This window comes from Marinobacterium rhizophilum DSM 18822, assembly GCF_000378045.1.
In the GTDB taxonomy this organism is placed as follows: domain Bacteria; phylum Pseudomonadota; class Gammaproteobacteria; order Pseudomonadales; family Balneatricaceae; genus Marinobacterium_A; species Marinobacterium_A rhizophilum.
The window spans coordinates 1-15,758 of sequence record NZ_KB899116.1 but is presented as its reverse complement, the minus strand read 5'-3'; the positions used below and the strand labels follow the sequence as shown (position 1 = coordinate 15,758).

The window sequence follows — 15,758 nt, the reverse complement described above, 5'->3', positions numbered from 1 at the left end:
GGTTTTCTCTCCTAATCCGTTGACCCAGACTCATCGTCCGCAAACCAGGGAGCCCGGGCGGTCATGATCAGTACTGCGGCTTTCTCTTCATCGATGCCTTCGACATCCAGCAGATCTTCGACAGCCTGTTCAGCCAGGTCTTCCATCGTGATCACGCCCTTGGCTGCCAGCAGGAAGGCGGTATGGCGATCCATACCTTCCATTTCCAGCAAGTCTGCCGCAGGCTCTGCGTTCTCAAGCACCTCTTCACTGGCAATCGCCAGGTTCAGCAGGGCATCCTTGGCTCGGGAGCGCAGCTCTTCAACCATGTCTTCGTCGAAGCCATCGATTTCAAGCATTTCATCAACCGGCACATACGCCACCTCTTCGAGGGACGTAAAACCTTCAGCGACCAGCACTTCGGCAACATCTTCATCCACATCCAGGTGTTTCGTGAAGATATCCATGATGGATCCGAGTTCCGACTCCTGCTTTTCAGCCGCCGCTTCCTCGGTCATCACGTTCAGTGTCCATCCGGTCAGCTCGCTGGCCAGACGTACGTTCTGGCCGCCACGGCCGATCGCCATCGCCAGAATTTCCTGTGCCACGGCCACATCCATTGAGTGCGTCTCTTCGTCGATGACGATAGAGGCGACATCCGCCGGTGACATGGCATTGATAACCAGCTGCGCAGGGTTATCGTCCCACAGGATGATATCGACGCGTTCGCCATTGAGCTCATTGGAGACAGCCTGGACACGCGCACCGCGCATGCCGACACAGGCCCCAACCGGATCAATGCGACCGTCGTTGGTTTTAACCGCAATCTTTGCCCGGGAACCCGGATCACGCGCCGCGGCACGAATCTCGATCACCTCTTCGGCAATCTCGGGCACTTCGATACGGAACAGTTCGATCAGCATCGCTGAACAGGAACGGCTCAATACCAGCTGCGGGCCACGGCCCTCGGCACGCACTTCTTTCAGAATGGCACGTACCCGGTCACCCATACGGAAGGTTTCCCGGCCGATCAGGAATTCACGCGGCAGCAAAGCTTCTGCGTTGTTACCCAGATCTACTATAACATTGTCACGTGTCACCTTCTTGACGCTGCCGGAGATCAGCTCGCCTACGCGATCCTGATACAGTGCAACGACCTTGGCCCGCTCAGCTTCACGTACCTTCTGCACGATAACCTGCTTCGCGGTCTGGGCTGCGATGCGGCCGAACTTGACGGACTCGACCGCTTCCTCATAAATGTCGCCCGGCTGCAGGTTGATATCCTGCTCGTGAGCTTCCTGCAAGGTCAGCTCGGTTCCAAGCGCCGGTACCGCCTCATTGCTTACAACAAGCCAGCGACGGTAAGTATCGTAATCACCCGTCGCCCGGTCGATTTCAACACGGATTTCGGCTTCTTCGTCGAAGCGTTTTTTTGTCGCTGTTGCCAGTGCCAGTTCGATCGCTTCGTATATGACCTCTTTGGGCACATCCTTTTCGTTCGAAACTGCTTCTGCTACCAGTAGAATCTCTTTATTCATGCCACTGCCTCGCTCAACCCTTCGCGTTCCTTAGAACTGCGGAACTACGTTCGCACGATCGATAGAATCGATCGGCAACAGATATTCTTCGTTATCTACGACTACCAGGACTTCGTCGCCTTCGACGCCGTTAAGCAGCCCCTTGAACTTACGGCGCCCTTCAAACGGCGCACGCAGACGTATTTCAACCTTGTGGCCGGTAAAGGCGACAAACTGTTCAAGCGTGAACAGGGGGCGGTCGAGCCCGGGTGATGAAACTTCCAGGTTGTACTGGCCGCTAATAGGCTCCTCAACATCCAGCACACCGCTGATCTGATGGCTCACCTTGGCGCAGTCATCGACGCTAATGCCATTTTCGGAATCAATGTAGACGCGCAGTACACTGTGAGCACCGTGGGCCAGGTATTCGATACCCCACAGCTCGAAACCGAGCGATGTAACACCCGGCTCTATCAATTCATGTAGCAATTTCAGCTTTGCTGACACCGGCAAACCTCTTGTTGGCAAGCACCGATTCGGACGCCGGAAACAAAAAATGGGTCTCTGTTGGACCCATTACTGATCGCGGCATCAATGCCTTGATTTACCTACGAAAAAGCCCCTAAAGAGGGGCCTTTTCGAAGATACACGAATAAGGTGGTAGCGGGGACAGGATTTGAACCTATGACCTTCGGGTTATGAGCCCGACGAGCTACCAGACTGCTCCACCCCGCAACAAACAGGTGCGTATATTACACACTTCCTGTCTTTCTTACAACTTGGTGCCCAAGGCCGGACTCGAACCGGCACGTCCTAGGGACACTACCCCCTCAAGATAGCGTGTCTACCAATTCCACCACTTGGGCAACACCTGATTGGTACTTACTCGGCGCTGGGCACGTCGGCATCAGCCGCAGGCTCAGGCGCACTTTCCAGTACCGGCAGTTGCGGTTCAACCGCACTGCTCTCGATCACGGCCGGCGCTGGAATACCAGCATCGCCAACCGTTTCGGCCTTGTCCTTTGCGAACACGGCCAAAACAAAACTCGTTATAAACAGACCCAGCGCCATCACTGCAGTCATTCGACCCAGGAAGCTGCTATTACCCTGGCTGCCGAATACGGTCTGGGAAGCACCACCACCGAAGGCGGCGCCGGCTTCTGCACCTTTACCCTGCTGCAACAGTACCAAAGCGATAATCGCAGCGGCGAGCAGCACGTGTGCAACCAGAACCAGAGTTTCCATTTAATCAACCATTTGCCGATGCGTCCGCAGCAGCACTGCAGATCGCAAGAAAATCTTTTGCCTTCAGAGAGGCTCCACCTACCAGACCGCCATCGATATCGGGCTTGGCAAACAACTGCGCCGCGCTATCGGCAGTTACACTGCCGCCATACAAAATCCTGACCTTGAGCGCAGCAGCGGCATCATACTCGGCAATCAATGCGCGTAATGCCTGATGCACTTCCTGCGCCTGCTCTGGCGTTGCTGTCAGCCCCGTACCGATTGCCCAGACGGGCTCGTACGCTACAACTGCATCGGCCAGAACTGCCGTGTCGGCAACTTCAAGCACTGCCCCAAGCTGACGCCTCACAACATCGAGCGTCTGCCCGGCCTGGCGCTCTTCCAGCGTTTCGCCAACACAGACGATTGGCGTCGTACCGGAATCCATGGCAGCGCGAAACTTGGCTGCGACCTGGGCATCATCTTCACCAAACAGTGCGCGACGCTCCGAATGTCCCAGAATAACGTACTGGACACCGAACTCGGCGAGCATAGACAGCGAAATGTCGCCGGTGTATGCACCTTTTTCGAAAGCGGATGCATTCTGTGCACCCAGGGAAATATGACTGCCCTGCAGCAGCGCTGCTACCTGCGGAATATACACCGCAGGCGGGCAAACCAGCACATCGACGCTATCGCTGCCAGAACACGTATCCAGAAGGCCTGTAACCAGCTCAGCGTTGGCTGCGAGGTTGCCGTTCATCTTCCAGTTTCCAGCTACGATACTCTTACGCATCGGTGTCCCCTCTCGAAAGAGGCGCAAATATTAACCGAGGCGACTTTAAGATACAAGCGCTTGCAACGCTTTTTCAACGTCATCGGCGAGCTCTCGACACAGCTGGGTCACCAAGGCTCCGTCCTCACCTTCGATCATGACCCGAACCACTGGCTCTGTACCAGATGGACGCAGCAACACACGCCCAGAATTACCCAGTCGCGCCTCGACCCGGGCCACCGCCTCGTCGATCGCCGCAACAGAACTGATGTCCACTCGCCTGGAGACGCGCACGTTGATCATCTCTTGTGGCAGCTTGCTCATGCCGGTTTTAAGCTGCGCCAGCGTCTCGCCACTTTTGACCATGGCCTTGAGCACCTGCAGTCCGGCAACGATTCCATCGCCGGTGCTGGTCAGGTGTCGGCAGACGACATGGCCCGAGTTCTCCGCTCCCAGGAACCAGTCCCTGCGATCCAGCTCTTCAAGTACATAGCGATCACCGACCCGGACCCGAACAAAGGGAATTTCAGCCCGCTGCAACGCCAGTTCAAGCCCATAGTTACTCATCAGGGTACCGACAACACCACCGGTCAGACGCCCGTGCAGTTGCATCTGGCGCGCGATAATAAACAGTATTTCGTCACCGTCCACTACCTCACCGGCAGCATCCACCAGAATCACGCGGTCACCATCGCCATCGAGAGCGATTCCGATGTCCGCCTTTTCGGCCAGCACCCGCTGCTGCAGCGCTGCCGGATCCGTGGCACCGCAATCAGCGTTGATGTTGATACCATCCGGCGAAGTCGCCATGCGAATGACCTTGGCACCGAGTTCCTCGAACACCTGGGGAGCGACATGGTAGGTGGCCCCATTCGCACAATCGAGCACAATACGCAGACCTTTCAAGCTCAAGGCTCCGCTGACCGTGCCCTTGCAGAATTCAATGTAACGCCCCGCGGCATCGTCAATACGGCGCGCCTTGCCCAGCTCATGGGACTCTACAGTGGACATGGCGATATCCATCTGAGCCTCTATCGCCTGCTCGACTTCATCCGGCAACTTGGTGCCGGAGGCGGAGAAGAACTTGATACCATTATCGAAAAACGGGTTATGCGAGGCGCTGATCACAATACCGGCATCGGCTCGAAACGTTTTTGTGAGATAGGCAATCGCCGGAGTCGGCATAGGGCCGGTCAGCAGCACATCAACACCTGCGGCTGACAATCCTGCTTCCAGCGCTGATTCAAACATGTAGCCCGATATGCGGGTATCCTTGCCAATCAGGATTCGACTCTGCCCGGAACGGGCGAAAACCTTGCCTGCAGCCCAACCCAGCTTAAGCACAAAGTCTGGCGTAATGGGGTGCTGACCAACCTTGCCTCGTATTCCGTCCGTGCCAAAATAACGTTTCGTCACGCCTGCTCTCCCTTGGTTTCCATCATCACCGCCTCGGTCATGCGCACCGCATCCACCGTCGCAGCCACATCATGCACTCGAATAATTTTCGCCCCCCTTTCCACCGCCATCACAACGGTCGCCAAACCGCCCGCCAGGCGCTGATCCACCGGGCGATCCAGTGCCTGGCCAATCATCGTCTTGCGCGAAGTGCCAACCAGGAGCGGCAAGCCGAGCGATTGCAAGCGCTGCATTTGATTCAGCAAACGCAGATTATGCTCCAGCGTTTTGCCAAATCCGAAACCCGGATCCAGCAGAAGGCGGTCGCGACCGATACCCGCCTGCTCGCACGCCGTTACGCGTTGGCGCAGAAAGTCGCCGACCTCTGCAATAATATCCTCGTAATGCGGCGCCAACTGCATGTCTGCCGGTGTGTTTCCCTGCATGTGCATCAGGCAGACGGGCAACCCGGTGGCTGCAGCGGCGGCCAAGGCGCCGTCACGTCCCAGCGCCCGCACATCATTGAGCATGCCAGCACCCAGGCGGGCAGCCTCGGTAAACACCTGCGGTGTGCTCGAATCGATCGAGACGATGACGTCAAGCTCGCGCTGAATAAGCTCCAGCGCGGGCAGTACGCGATCGAGCTCCTCCTGCAGACTGACGTCCGAGGCGCCGGGGCGGGTCGACTCGCCACCAATATCAATGATTTTGGCACCCTCCTCCACCATGCTGGCGGCACGCCGCAGCACCTTCTCCGCAACCGGCTGCCCGGCCTGGTACAGGGTATTGCCGTCCGAAAAGGAGTCGGGGGTGACATTCAGGATACCCATAACCTGAACTCGCGAAAAATCGAGTTCTCGAGCCCCACACTTCAGCCTGATGCTATTCACTACTCTGCCTCCAAAACAAAAAGGCCAACCTTTCCAGGCCAGCCTTTTTCGATACTATTCAGTGCCAATTACATCAGTTCAACTTGCGATCTGTTGACTCCGGCAAATCAGGATCTTGCGCAGGGGACGCCTGATCCTGCGAGGAGCCGGCGTTCTGCTGATCGTCATCTGCATCGGCGGGCGCTTCGGCGCGGGGCTCGGTTTCATCCCGGGCCTCACTGCTTTCAGTCGTCTGCGAGTCGCTCTCCGTCTCGACCCAGCCATCTGGCGGCGTAACCGGCTTGCGCGCCATCAGCTCATCAAGTTGTGATGAGTCGACCGTTTCGTACTTGATCAACGCCTGCGCCATGGCTTCGAGAATATCGCGATTATCCTCCAGCAACTGGCGCGCCTTCACATAGCAATCATCAATGATAGTGCGCACGACCGAGTCGATCTGACGCTGGGTTTCTTCCGATGTCTGCTTGGCAGGTGCGCCGTAACCGCGCGTGAAGGGATCACCGTCCTCATCGTCATACAGTAGCGGCCCCAGCTCTTCGCTCAAGCCCCATTTGGTAACCATATTGCGCGCCAGACTGGTCGCACGCTGAATATCGTTTGAAGCTCCAGTGGTAACGCCATCCTTGCCGAGTGTCATTTCTTCCGCGATACGACCGCCATAGAGCGAGCAGATGTTGGAAATAAGCGTACGGCGGCTATGGCTGTAACGGTCTTCCTCGGGCAGGAACATGGTCACGCCCAGCGCCCGCCCACGGGGAATAATGGAGACCTTGTAAACAGGGTCATGCTCGGGCATCAAGCGCCCGACGATAGCGTGACCTGCTTCATGGTAGGCCGTGTTCAGCCGCTCGCTGTAGGACATGACCATGGACTTGCGCTCCGCGCCCATCATGATCTTGTCCTTGGCCTTTTCGAACTGCAGCATGCCAACGGTGCGGCGGCTGTCACGGGCAGCAAAGAGCGCCGCTTCGTTTACCAGGTTAGCCAGGTCGGCACCGGAAAAGCCGGGGGTGCCTCGTGCAATCAGCTCGGGCTTGACGTCATCAGCCAACGGAACCTTGCGCATATGCACCTTGAGGATCTGTTCGCGGCCCCGTATGTCCGGCAGGCCAACGTGAACCTGACGGTCAAAGCGTCCGGGACGCAGCAGAGCGGGGTCCAGCACGTCAGGTCGGTTGGTGGCGGCGATGACGATGACACCTTCAGTGCCTTCGAAACCATCCATCTCAACCAGCAACTGGTTCAGTGTCTGTTCGCGTTCGTCGTTACCACCGCCCATGCCAACACCACGGTGACGACCTACCGCATCGATTTCGTCGATGAAGATAATGCAGGGCGCATTCTTTTTCGCCTGCTCGAACATGTCACGCACGCGGGACGCGCCCACACCGACAAACATTTCGACAAAGTCGGAACCTGAAATGCTGAAGAAAGGCACCTTCGCCTCGCCGGCGATAGCCTTGGCGAGCAACGTCTTGCCGGTACCGGGATTACCGGACATCAGCACGCCGCGGGGAATATGACCACCCAGACGCTGGAACCGACCAGGATCGCGCAGGTAGTCGACCAACTCCTTGACGTCTTCCTTGGCCTCTTCGACACCGGCAACATCATCAAAGGTCGTCTTGATCTGGTCTTCACTCATCATGCGGGCCTTGGACTTGCCAAAGGACATCGGCCCTTTGCCACCGCCACCACCTTGCATCTGGCGCATAAAGAACATGAACACGGCAATAATCACCAGTATCGGGAATGATGCCACCAATAACTGGGTCCAGATGCTCTGCTGTTCAGGCTGCTTACCTTCGATGATGACCTTGTGCAGCAGCAGGTCGTCGACCAGTTTGGGGTCCTGCAGCGCAGGACGAATGGTTTCGAACCGCTCCCCGTTCTGCCGCTGCCCCACGATGGTATACCCATCGATCACAACCTTGGACACGCGATCAGCCTGGACTTCCGCCACGAAATCGGAATATGTAAGTCTGCGGGAATCTCCCTCGGCATTAAAGTTATTGAAAACGGTCAGCAGGACCGCAGCAATAACCAGCCAGAGGACCAGATTCTTTGCCATATCGTTCAAAGGACTACCCTCAATTGACGCTCACGCACGAAAATTCGCGCTTCAAAAGTACACCAGTTTAACTGGCCTGACTACTTCACACACCACCCTGACAGTCAGGCCGGTGGTGTACCGCGGACTGTTTTATGAGCCCTTGAAGCCTGTTCCGAGCAGGTAGACCTCACGGGAGCGCGCGCGCGATGCATCGGGCTTGCGGGTCACAACCTTGGTAAAGCTCTGCCGCACGTCCGCGAGATAGGCGTCGAACCCCTCTCCCTGAAACACTTTAACCAGAAAGGAACCGCCCGGTTTGAGTACCTGACGCACCATATCCAGTGCCAATTCAACCAGGTACATGGCTGCAGGCTGGTCAATTCCAGACATACCACTCATATTGGGGGCCATATCGGAAATTACAAGGTCTGCCGGTGCATCCCCGAGCGCAGCCAGGATCTGCACCAGCACGGCTTCATCGGTGAAGTCGCCCTGCACAAACTCGACACCGGCCAGTGAATCCATTGGCAGGATGTCCGACGCCACAACACGACCATTATCGCCAACCAGCTCACTGGCCACCTGGGACCAGCCACCCGGCGCGGCCCCCAGATCAACCACCGTCATGCCCGAACGAAACAGACGATCCTTTTCATTCAGCTCGCGCAACTTGTAACTTGCGCGGGACCGAAGACCGTCGGACTTTGACTGTTTGACGTAGCGGTCATCAAAATGTTCCTTTAACCACCGACCACTGCTCTTAGATCTTGCCACTTGTAATTCCAGACCGATCAATGGTTGCAACGCTACTCAGCGATGGGCAACTCAGGTAAAATAACTGATTGTTTTCATCGCGGCCCGTTTTAACACGCAAGCCGGACCCACACAATCACGAGGCAACGTATTCTAGTATGAGCCTGACGCCCGAGCAAAAGAAGCAGCTGCGCACCATCGGCCACAAACTGAACCCGATCGTGACCGTTGCCGGTAAGGGACTGACCGAAAACCTGCAGCTTGAAGTGGATCGCGCCCTGGACGACCACGAACTGATCAAGGTGAAGTTTGCGGTCGGCGAGCGCGAGATCAAGAAGCAGCTTATCCAGGAACTCTGCACCATTGTAGAGGCCACCCTGGTGCAGGAAATCGGTAATATCGCCCTGATTTATCGCAAGGCGCTGGAGCCCAATCCCAAGCTGTCCAACCTGTTGCGCTAAGCCTGATTCGCAATATAAAAAAACCGCCAGCTGGCGGTTTTTTTATAGGACAGCACAATCAGATGTGCTTCACCTCAACGATTTCGTATTCAATCTCGCCGCCAGGTGTTGCCACACAAGTGATATCGCCTTCTTCCTTGCCGATCAGGGCCCGGGCAATAGGCGAGTTAACCGAAATCTTGCTCAGCTTGATATCGGCCTCGTCGTCACCGACGATCTGGTAACGCACCTCATCACCGCTGTCGATGTTCGCAATCAGTACCGTAGCACCGAAGAACACCTTGCCGCTATGCGGAATGGTGGTCACGTCAATCACCTGGCACTGAGACAGCTTGGATTCAAGTTCCTGAATCCGGCCTTCAATGAAGCCCTGCTGCTCGCGAGCCGCGTGATACTCGGCATTTTCCTTCAGATCGCCATGCTCACGTGCAGTGGCGATATCCGCGATAACTCGCGGACGGTCTTTGCTCTTGAGGCGATCCAGCTCAACACGCAGAGCCTTTTCACCACTGACTGTCATCGGGACTCGTTTCATTTAACAACACCTGCATGCAAATCCTGAAGGCTGCGAACAACCTTCTCTTCACCATATTCCAGCGCCATGGTCATGGCTTCAGCACCGGCCAGCGTAGTGGTATAAGGCACCTTGTGCTGCAAAGCACTGCGACGAATTTCGGACGAATCGGCAATCGCCTTGCGACCTTCCGTGGTGTTGATCACATAAACGATTTCTTCGTTCTTGATCATGTCCACGATATTCGGACGACCTTCCATCACCTTGTTCACCGCGGTTGCCGGCACATTGTGCTCTGCCAGCAAGCGAACAGTACCGCCGGTACCGACAAGAGAGAAGCCGAGGTCAACCAGAGACTTGGCCACCTTGACCACGCCGGCCTTGTCGACATCACGTACCGAGATGAACGCCTTGCCTTTCTTGGGCATTTTCTCGCCGGCACCGATCTGGGCTTTCATAAAGGCTTCACCGAAGGTTGCACCAACACCCATGACCTCACCGGTGGACTTCATTTCCGGCCCCAGGATCGGGTCTACGCTCGGGAACTTGTTGAACGGGAACACCGCTTCCTTGACGTAGAAATTGCTGGGCACGATTTCCTCGGTGAAACCCAGTTCCTGCAGGGATTTCCCGGTCATTACCAGCGCCGCAATCTTGGCCAGCGACACGCCGATGCACTTGGACACGAAGGGCACGGTACGCGAAGCACGCGGGTTGACTTCAATCACGTAGATCTCGCCATCCTGGTAAGCCAGCTGTACGTTCATCAGTCCGACAACACCCAGTTCCAGTGCCATCTTCTTGACCTGCTCGCGCATCTCGTCCTGCACATCGGCTGCCAGGCTGTAAGGCGGCAGGGAGCAGGCAGAGTCACCGGAGTGTACACCGGCCTGTTCTATGTGCTGCATGATGGCACCGATAACCACGGTCTTGCCATCGCAGATCGCATCGATATCCACCTCAACGGCGGCATTCAGAAAGTGGTCCAGCAGAACCGGTGCATCGTTGGAAACTTTCACGGCACTGGTCATGTAGCGGCGCAGTTCGTCTTCCTTGTAAACAATTTCCATCGCCCGGCCACCCAGTACGTAAGACGGGCGTACCACGAGCGGATAACCAATCTTGGCCGCTTCGATAACCGCCGCCTCCAGGCTGCGAACCGTCGCGTTCTGTGGCTGCTTAAGACCCAGACGCTTCAGCATCTGCTGGAACTGTTCGCGGTCTTCGGCGCGGTCAATCGCTTCCGGGCTGGTACCGATAATCGGCACACCAGCCTGCTCCAGCGCCACCGCCAGTTTCAGCGGAGTCTGGCCGCCATACTGTACGATCACGCCCTTGGGCTGCTCGACCTGAACGATTTCCAGGACGTCTTCCAGCGTGATCGGCTCGAAATACAACCGGTCCGAGGTATCGTAATCGGTCGAAACCGTCTCGGGGTTGCAGTTGACCATAATGGTCTCGAAACCATCCTCACGGGCAGCCAGTGCGGCATGCACGCAGCAGTAATCAAACTCGATACCCTGGCCGATACGGTTCGGACCACCGCCAATGACCATGATCTTGTCGCGCGTCGACGGCTTAGCCTCGCACTCTTCCTCGTAGGTTGAATACATGTAGGCCGTATCAGTGGCGAACTCGGCAGCGCAGGTATCAACGCGCTTGAAGACCGGACGAACGCCCAGACCCTGGCGCTGCTTGCGGAACTGCTTCTCGCTCACACCGAGCAGGGTCGCCAGCCGGGCATCGGAGAAGCCCTTGCGCTTGAGGCGGTAGATCTGATTCTTGTCCATGTCGGACAGGGCCATCTCGGAAACGCGCGCCTCATCCTTGACGAGATCTTCGAGTTGCACCAGGAACCAGGGATCCACACCGGACAGCGCGTAAATTTCATCCACACTCATGCCCAGGCGAAAGGCATCACCGATGTACCAGATCCGTTCGCCGCCCGGCTGCTTGAGTTCGCGAATGATGTCACTGCGGGCATCTTCGCTTTCCAGATCCACGATCGGATCCAGGCCTGTGGCCCCCACTTCCAGACCGCGCAGCGCCTTTTGCAAGGATTCCTGCTGAGTGCGGCCGATCGCCATGACTTCGCCGACGGACTTCATCTGTGTGGTCAGACGGTCATTTGCCTGGGGAAATTTTTCAAAGGTGAAACGCGGAATCTTGGTAACGACGTAGTCGATCGCAGGCTCGAACGACGCCGGTGTGCGGCCGCCGGTAATGTCGTTCTGCAGCTCGTCGAGGGTGTAACCGATGGCAAGCTTGGCCGCGATCTTGGCGATCGGGAAGCCGGTTGCCTTGGATGCCAGCGCTGAAGAACGCGACACGCGCGGGTTCATCTCGATAACGACCATGCGGCCGGTTTTCGGGTCGATACCAAACTGTACGTTGGAGCCACCGGTTTCAACACCGATCTCGCGCAGGACGGCGATGGAAGCATCGCGCATCAGCTGGTATTCCTTGTCAGTCAGCGTCTGAGCGGGCGCTACTGTTATGGAATCCCCGGTGTGCACACCCATGGCATCGAAGTTTTCGATGGTGCAGACGATAATGCAGTTGTCGTTCTTGTCTCGCACGACCTCCATCTCGTATTCTTTCCAGCCAATCAGGGATTCGTCGATCAGCAGCTCATTGGTCGGAGACAAATCAAGACCACGCTCGCAGATCTCGACGAACTCCTCACGGTTGTAAGCAATGCCGCCGCCGGAGCCACCCATGGTGAAAGACGGACGGATGATTGCAGGGAACCCGATAGACGCCTGCACCTGCAGAGCCTCTTCCATGCTATGGGCGATCATCGCACGCGGACATTCCAGGCCAATGGACTTCATCGCCTTGTCGAAGCGCTCACGGTCTTCTGCCTTGTCGATGGCATCCTGGCTCGCGCCAATCATCTCGACACCAAACTCGGCCAGTACACCTTCGCGGTCCAGATCCAGCGCGCAGTTCAGTGCGGTCTGACCGCCCATCGTCGGCAGCAGTGCATCCGGGCGTTCTTTTTCAATGATTTTAGCGACTGTTTTCCAGGTGATAGGCTCAATATATGTCGCATCCGCCATCGCCGGATCGGTCATGATGGTGGCTGGGTTAGAGTTTACCAGGATAACCCGGTAACCTTCTTCACGCAGCGCCTTGCAGGCCTGAGCACCGGAATAGTCAAATTCACAGGCCTGGCCGATTACGATCGGGCCTGCGCCTAGAATCAGAATACTTTTAATGTCCGTACGTTTTGGCATCGATATAAACCAGTCAAATCTGTTAGCTGTAACTACGTATTGCTCAGGCGTCCTTGCGGGACTTCATCTGCTCGATAAAGCGATCGAACAGCGGCGCCACGTCCTGCGGACCCGGGCTCGCTTCAGGGTGACCCTGGAAGCTGAAGGCCGGACGGTCAGTCAGTTCAATGCCCTGCAAAGACCCGTCAAACAGTGACTTGTGGATAGCGCGAACATTGGACGGCAAGGTGGTCTCGTCAACCGCGAAACCATGGTTCTGGCTGGTAATCATCACGCGGGATGAATCCAGATCCTGTACCGGATGGTTGGCGCCATGGTGGCCAAACTTCATCTTCACCGTTTTCGCACCGCAGGCCAGCGCCAGCAGTTGGTGTCCCAGGCAGATGCCGAAAACAGGCAGATCTGTCTCGAAGATTTCCTTGATCGCCTGAATAGCATAATCACAGGGCTCTGGGTCGCCCGGGCCATTCGACAAAAAGACACCGTCCGGGTTCAGCGCCAGCACTTCGGCGGCCGGAGTCTGTGCCGGTACCACCGTCAGGCGGCAACCGCGCTCAACAAGCATGCGCAGGATATTGCGCTTCACGCCAAAGTCATATGCCACGACGTGGAACGGCTGGTCAGCCTCAGCCTTGTCGACGTGACCGACGCCCAGCGCCCAGGTTGAGGAATTCCACTTGTACGATGCGGTAGTAGATACCACCTTGGCCAGATCCATGCCTTTCAGGCCGGGAAATGCCTTGGCTTCAGCCAGGGCCTCAACTTCGTCAATCGAATCGCCCGCCATGATGCAGCCATTCTGAGCGCCTTTCTCGCGCAGAATCCGAGTCAGACGCCGCGTATCAATATCAGCAATACCAATAATATTCTTGGCTTTCAGATACTCATCCAGCGACTGCTCGCTGCGAAAGTTACTCGCCAACAAGGGCAAGTCACGGATCACGAGACCGGAGACCCAGGTATTGCCAGACTCTTCGTCTTCCTGGTTGGTACCAACGTTACCGATATGCGGGTATGTCAGAGTTACGATCTGACGGCAGTAAGACGGATCTGTCAGGATTTCCTGGTATCCGGTCATGGAGGTGTTAAAAACAACTTCCCCGCTGGATTGGCCGTCTGCACCAATTGCCACCCCCCTGAACATACTACCGTCTTCAAGGGCCAAAATGGCTGGTCTCGTCAAGTGAACCTCCCCCGCGCGATGCGTTACAAACAAACCGATGCAAAATGAACACGTGCAAAAAAGCGAGGTAAAACCGAAACTTTACCTCGCTCTAAAGAATTTTGGGCTAAGCCAGCCCTCTGCGGGCAGGCAAACCGGCGGTATTTTAGTCGATTAGCAACCAGCTGTCCACGCACAGTGCAGGCTTACTGTCACGAACCGTCGGAAATCCGGCCTTATTCGCAAAGGTGAATCTACAGCTACTTTGTAATAAGCGGCAACAATCACGGGCTTACGACCAAGATGACCCCACAGCGCTTGTATTGTTGCCATGCTCGCCCCGCAGCACTGAACCGAGCAACTGCGACACAGTCTGACAGTTAGAACCCCAGGTTCCAGGAGCCCCAGATGAAACCGCTGCAAACGACTCTCCTTATGCTCACGACAATATTACTGACCGGCTGCGCCTCGCCCAGCTACTGGTATGAACCGCCAGCACCTGATCAGCTAAACATGATGACCCTGGATGGCAACTGGCAAGGACTGGCTCGCAATGCCTATTCCCATAGAGTGACCTATGGTGCCATCGCAGGGCCGGTGGAAATCGACTGTGCACGCTACCAGGACATAGTCAGTCTGAATGTAGCGAATGGCCAAGTCGAGGGCACACTGGGAAGAGCACCGCGCTTCAGTTTCAAAACGGCTGTCAATGCCAGCGGTGAATTCCAGCATCAGATGCCGGTACGCGGAGATACCTGGATTTATGGTGGCGTGGGAATCTACAACAATAATCCCCAACTCAAAATATGGGGCAAGCTAGACGCCACCCGCGGCACCGGAGCCGGCCAAATAGCGGTAACCCCCACAGGTGAAACTCTCGGCTGCCATGGCCGCTTTAAGGTCAGCCGCAATTCAGGCCTCCCTCCATCGACCAGGCTTGGCGAACCGTTCAAGATTAAATACTGGATCAATCGCTCAGAGGGCAGAAATCGGGACCATCTTATCTGGCCAAGATAGCAATGGAGGTTCGACACAACGACTCGCGGACTTGAGCGAAAAGCCAAGCCTGCCTAAAAGTGCAGCATTGTGCTATCAAACGCCTGGCGCATTAGTCGGCGCCGCGGCAGATAAAACAGGACGGGATCAGGTGCTACGTCGGGCTTTATCCGTAGGAGCTGCGCCCTCGCAGCGAATGCGTTCAGCCGGCACCGTGCAAAACCGATAGGATGCTTGGCGCCTCGTACACGAACCGTCCCGCGGGCACCTGAAGACGGGTGGTAAAGAATGAGCGGCCTTCTGACTCTCTTGTAGGTTGGGCTTCAGCCCAACAATAGCGACGCTCGTTTCAGGTGTTGGGCTGAAGCCCATATATGGCCTCCTCCCCGCGTGCAAGGCGCCGGATCTCGGAGATACTTGGCCCTCCTGACGAAAGCTGAACAGTCAGCTGTGTCCTTTTCGTACGCGATTTTTTCCATCCCACAGACAAAAACGCCCCAACCAATGGTCGGGGCGTTTTCGTTGAATAAATGCTTGGCGATGACCTACTCTCACATGGGGAAACCCCACACTACCATCGGCGATACCGCGTTTCACTACTGAGTTCGGGATGGGATCAGGTGGTTCCACAGCTCTATTGTCGCCAAGCAAAACTTGTACAATACGGATTCTGGTCTCGACCGGTGCTGGCCTGTCGCGACGTACTTAATTCGAGGTGTGCGTGCGTTGTTTCAACGCCCTGTCTTGTCTGCAGCACAAGCTCTCGCCAATGCGTCAATCTTGTCTCTCTCGTGCTTTTC

General features: G+C 56.4%; 13 protein-coding genes, 2 tRNA genes and 1 rRNA gene. 2 read left to right on the top strand and 14 right to left on the bottom strand.

Features of this window, described 5'->3' with window-relative positions; translation table 11 throughout:
- Nucleotides 1-11: 11 nt before the first annotated feature.
- The 10 genes from nusA to rlmE all read right to left on the bottom strand — a co-directional run bounded on the left by nusA (nt 12) and on the right by rlmE (nt 8,607).
- Nucleotides 12-1,517 carry a transcription termination factor NusA gene (gene nusA, locus F451_RS0121910; protein WP_020683562.1) on the bottom strand — a complete coding sequence of 502 codons (1,506 nt, stop codon included), beginning with the start codon at nt 1,515-1,517 and terminating at the stop codon, nt 12-14.
- 30 nt (nt 1,518-1,547) lie between these two features.
- Nucleotides 1,548-2,003, bottom strand: a complete 456-nt coding sequence (rimP, locus tag F451_RS0121905) for a ribosome maturation factor RimP (protein WP_020683561.1) — start codon at nt 2,001-2,003, stop codon at nt 1,548-1,550.
- A 151-nt stretch (nt 2,004-2,154) separates the two neighbouring features.
- Nucleotides 2,155-2,231: transfer RNA gene (locus tag F451_RS0121900), tRNA-Met, on the bottom strand.
- 45 nt (nt 2,232-2,276) lie between these two features.
- A tRNA-Leu gene (locus tag F451_RS0121895) sits at nt 2,277-2,362 on the bottom strand.
- A 16-nt stretch (nt 2,363-2,378) separates the two neighbouring features.
- On the bottom strand, nt 2,379-2,741 hold the full coding sequence (gene secG / locus F451_RS0121890) for a preprotein translocase subunit SecG (protein WP_020683560.1): 363 nt from the start codon (nt 2,739-2,741) through the stop codon (nt 2,379-2,381).
- A 4-nt stretch (nt 2,742-2,745) separates the two neighbouring features.
- A complete protein-coding gene (tpiA, locus tag F451_RS0121885) occupies nt 2,746-3,516 on the bottom strand; it encodes a triose-phosphate isomerase (protein WP_026291972.1) in 771 nt (256 codons plus the stop codon).
- Between the two features lie 45 nt (nt 3,517-3,561).
- Nucleotides 3,562-4,911 (bottom strand): phosphoglucosamine mutase, encoded by a 1,350-nt coding sequence (gene glmM / locus F451_RS0121880; RefSeq protein WP_020683558.1) that lies wholly within the window; start codon nt 4,909-4,911, stop codon nt 3,562-3,564.
- Nucleotides 4,908-5,720 (bottom strand): dihydropteroate synthase, encoded by an 813-nt coding sequence (folP, locus tag F451_RS26280; RefSeq protein ID WP_020683557.1) that lies wholly within the window; start codon nt 5,718-5,720, stop codon nt 4,908-4,910. The genes glmM and folP overlap by 4 nt, the downstream gene beginning before the upstream one ends.
- A gap of 133 nt (nt 5,721-5,853) precedes the next feature.
- Nucleotides 5,854-7,851 carry an ATP-dependent zinc metalloprotease FtsH gene (ftsH, locus tag F451_RS0121870; protein ID WP_040880299.1) on the bottom strand — a complete coding sequence of 666 codons (1,998 nt, stop codon included), beginning with the start codon at nt 7,849-7,851 and terminating at the stop codon, nt 5,854-5,856.
- A gap of 132 nt (nt 7,852-7,983) precedes the next feature.
- Nucleotides 7,984-8,607 (bottom strand): 23S rRNA (uridine(2552)-2'-O)-methyltransferase RlmE, encoded by a 624-nt coding sequence (rlmE, locus tag F451_RS0121865; RefSeq protein ID WP_026291971.1) that lies wholly within the window; start codon nt 8,605-8,607, stop codon nt 7,984-7,986.
- Nucleotides 8,608-8,744: 137 nt separating this feature from the next.
- On the opposite strand from rlmE, the gene F451_RS0121860 reads away from it, so the two are divergent.
- Entirely contained in the window at nt 8,745-9,047 is a 303-nt protein-coding gene (locus tag F451_RS0121860; RefSeq protein WP_020683554.1) for a YhbY family RNA-binding protein, read from the top strand.
- 58 nt (nt 9,048-9,105) lie between these two features.
- On the opposite strand, the gene greA is transcribed toward F451_RS0121860, so the two are convergent.
- The 3 genes from greA to carA are packed head-to-tail and all read right to left on the bottom strand — an operon-like array spanning nt 9,106 to nt 13,983.
- A complete protein-coding gene (gene greA, locus F451_RS0121855; protein ID WP_026291970.1) occupies nt 9,106-9,582 on the bottom strand; it encodes a transcription elongation factor GreA in 477 nt (158 codons plus the stop codon).
- The gene (gene carB, locus F451_RS0121850; protein WP_020683552.1) at nt 9,579-12,800 is read right to left on the bottom strand and encodes a carbamoyl-phosphate synthase large subunit; all 3,222 of its coding nucleotides are present in this window, start codon (nt 12,798-12,800) and stop codon (nt 9,579-9,581) included. Before carB ends, greA begins: the two co-directional genes overlap by 4 nt.
- A 43-nt stretch (nt 12,801-12,843) precedes the next feature.
- The gene (carA, locus tag F451_RS0121845) at nt 12,844-13,983 is read right to left on the bottom strand and encodes a glutamine-hydrolyzing carbamoyl-phosphate synthase small subunit (RefSeq protein ID WP_026291969.1); all 1,140 of its coding nucleotides are present in this window, start codon (nt 13,981-13,983) and stop codon (nt 12,844-12,846) included.
- A gap of 387 nt (nt 13,984-14,370) precedes the next feature.
- Between carA and F451_RS0121840 the strand changes: the two genes are divergently transcribed.
- Nucleotides 14,371-14,979 (top strand): hypothetical protein, encoded by a 609-nt coding sequence (locus F451_RS0121840; protein WP_020683550.1) that lies wholly within the window; start codon nt 14,371-14,373, stop codon nt 14,977-14,979.
- A gap of 511 nt (nt 14,980-15,490) precedes the next feature.
- Here the strand turns inward: F451_RS0121840 and rrf are convergent.
- A 5S ribosomal RNA gene (gene rrf, locus F451_RS0121835) occupies nt 15,491-15,606 on the bottom strand.
- Between the last annotated feature and the right edge of the window lie 152 nt (nt 15,607-15,758).

What these genes read in the sequence shown, in the direction of transcription:
- folP (WP_020683557.1), bottom strand. Translation starts at nt 5,720, where the DNA reads ATGGGTATCCTGAATGTCACCCCCGACTCCTTTTCGGACGGCAATACC.
- secG (WP_020683560.1), bottom strand. Translation starts at nt 2,741, where the DNA reads ATGGAAACTCTGGTTCTGGTTGCACACGTGCTGCTCGCCGCTGCGATT.
- F451_RS0121840 (WP_020683550.1), top strand. Translation starts at nt 14,371, where the DNA reads ATGAAACCGCTGCAAACGACTCTCCTTATGCTCACGACAATATTACTG.
- F451_RS0121860 (WP_020683554.1), top strand. Translation starts at nt 8,745, where the DNA reads ATGAGCCTGACGCCCGAGCAAAAGAAGCAGCTGCGCACCATCGGCCAC.
- tpiA (WP_026291972.1), bottom strand. Translation starts at nt 3,516, where the DNA reads ATGCGTAAGAGTATCGTAGCTGGAAACTGGAAGATGAACGGCAACCTC.
- nusA (WP_020683562.1), bottom strand. Translation starts at nt 1,517, where the DNA reads ATGAATAAAGAGATTCTACTGGTAGCAGAAGCAGTTTCGAACGAAAAG.
- greA (WP_026291970.1), bottom strand. Translation starts at nt 9,582, where the DNA reads ATGAAACGAGTCCCGATGACAGTCAGTGGTGAAAAGGCTCTGCGTGTT.
- ftsH (WP_040880299.1), bottom strand. Translation starts at nt 7,851, where the DNA reads ATGGCAAAGAATCTGGTCCTCTGGCTGGTTATTGCTGCGGTCCTGCTG.
- carB (WP_020683552.1), bottom strand. Translation starts at nt 12,800, where the DNA reads ATGCCAAAACGTACGGACATTAAAAGTATTCTGATTCTAGGCGCAGGC.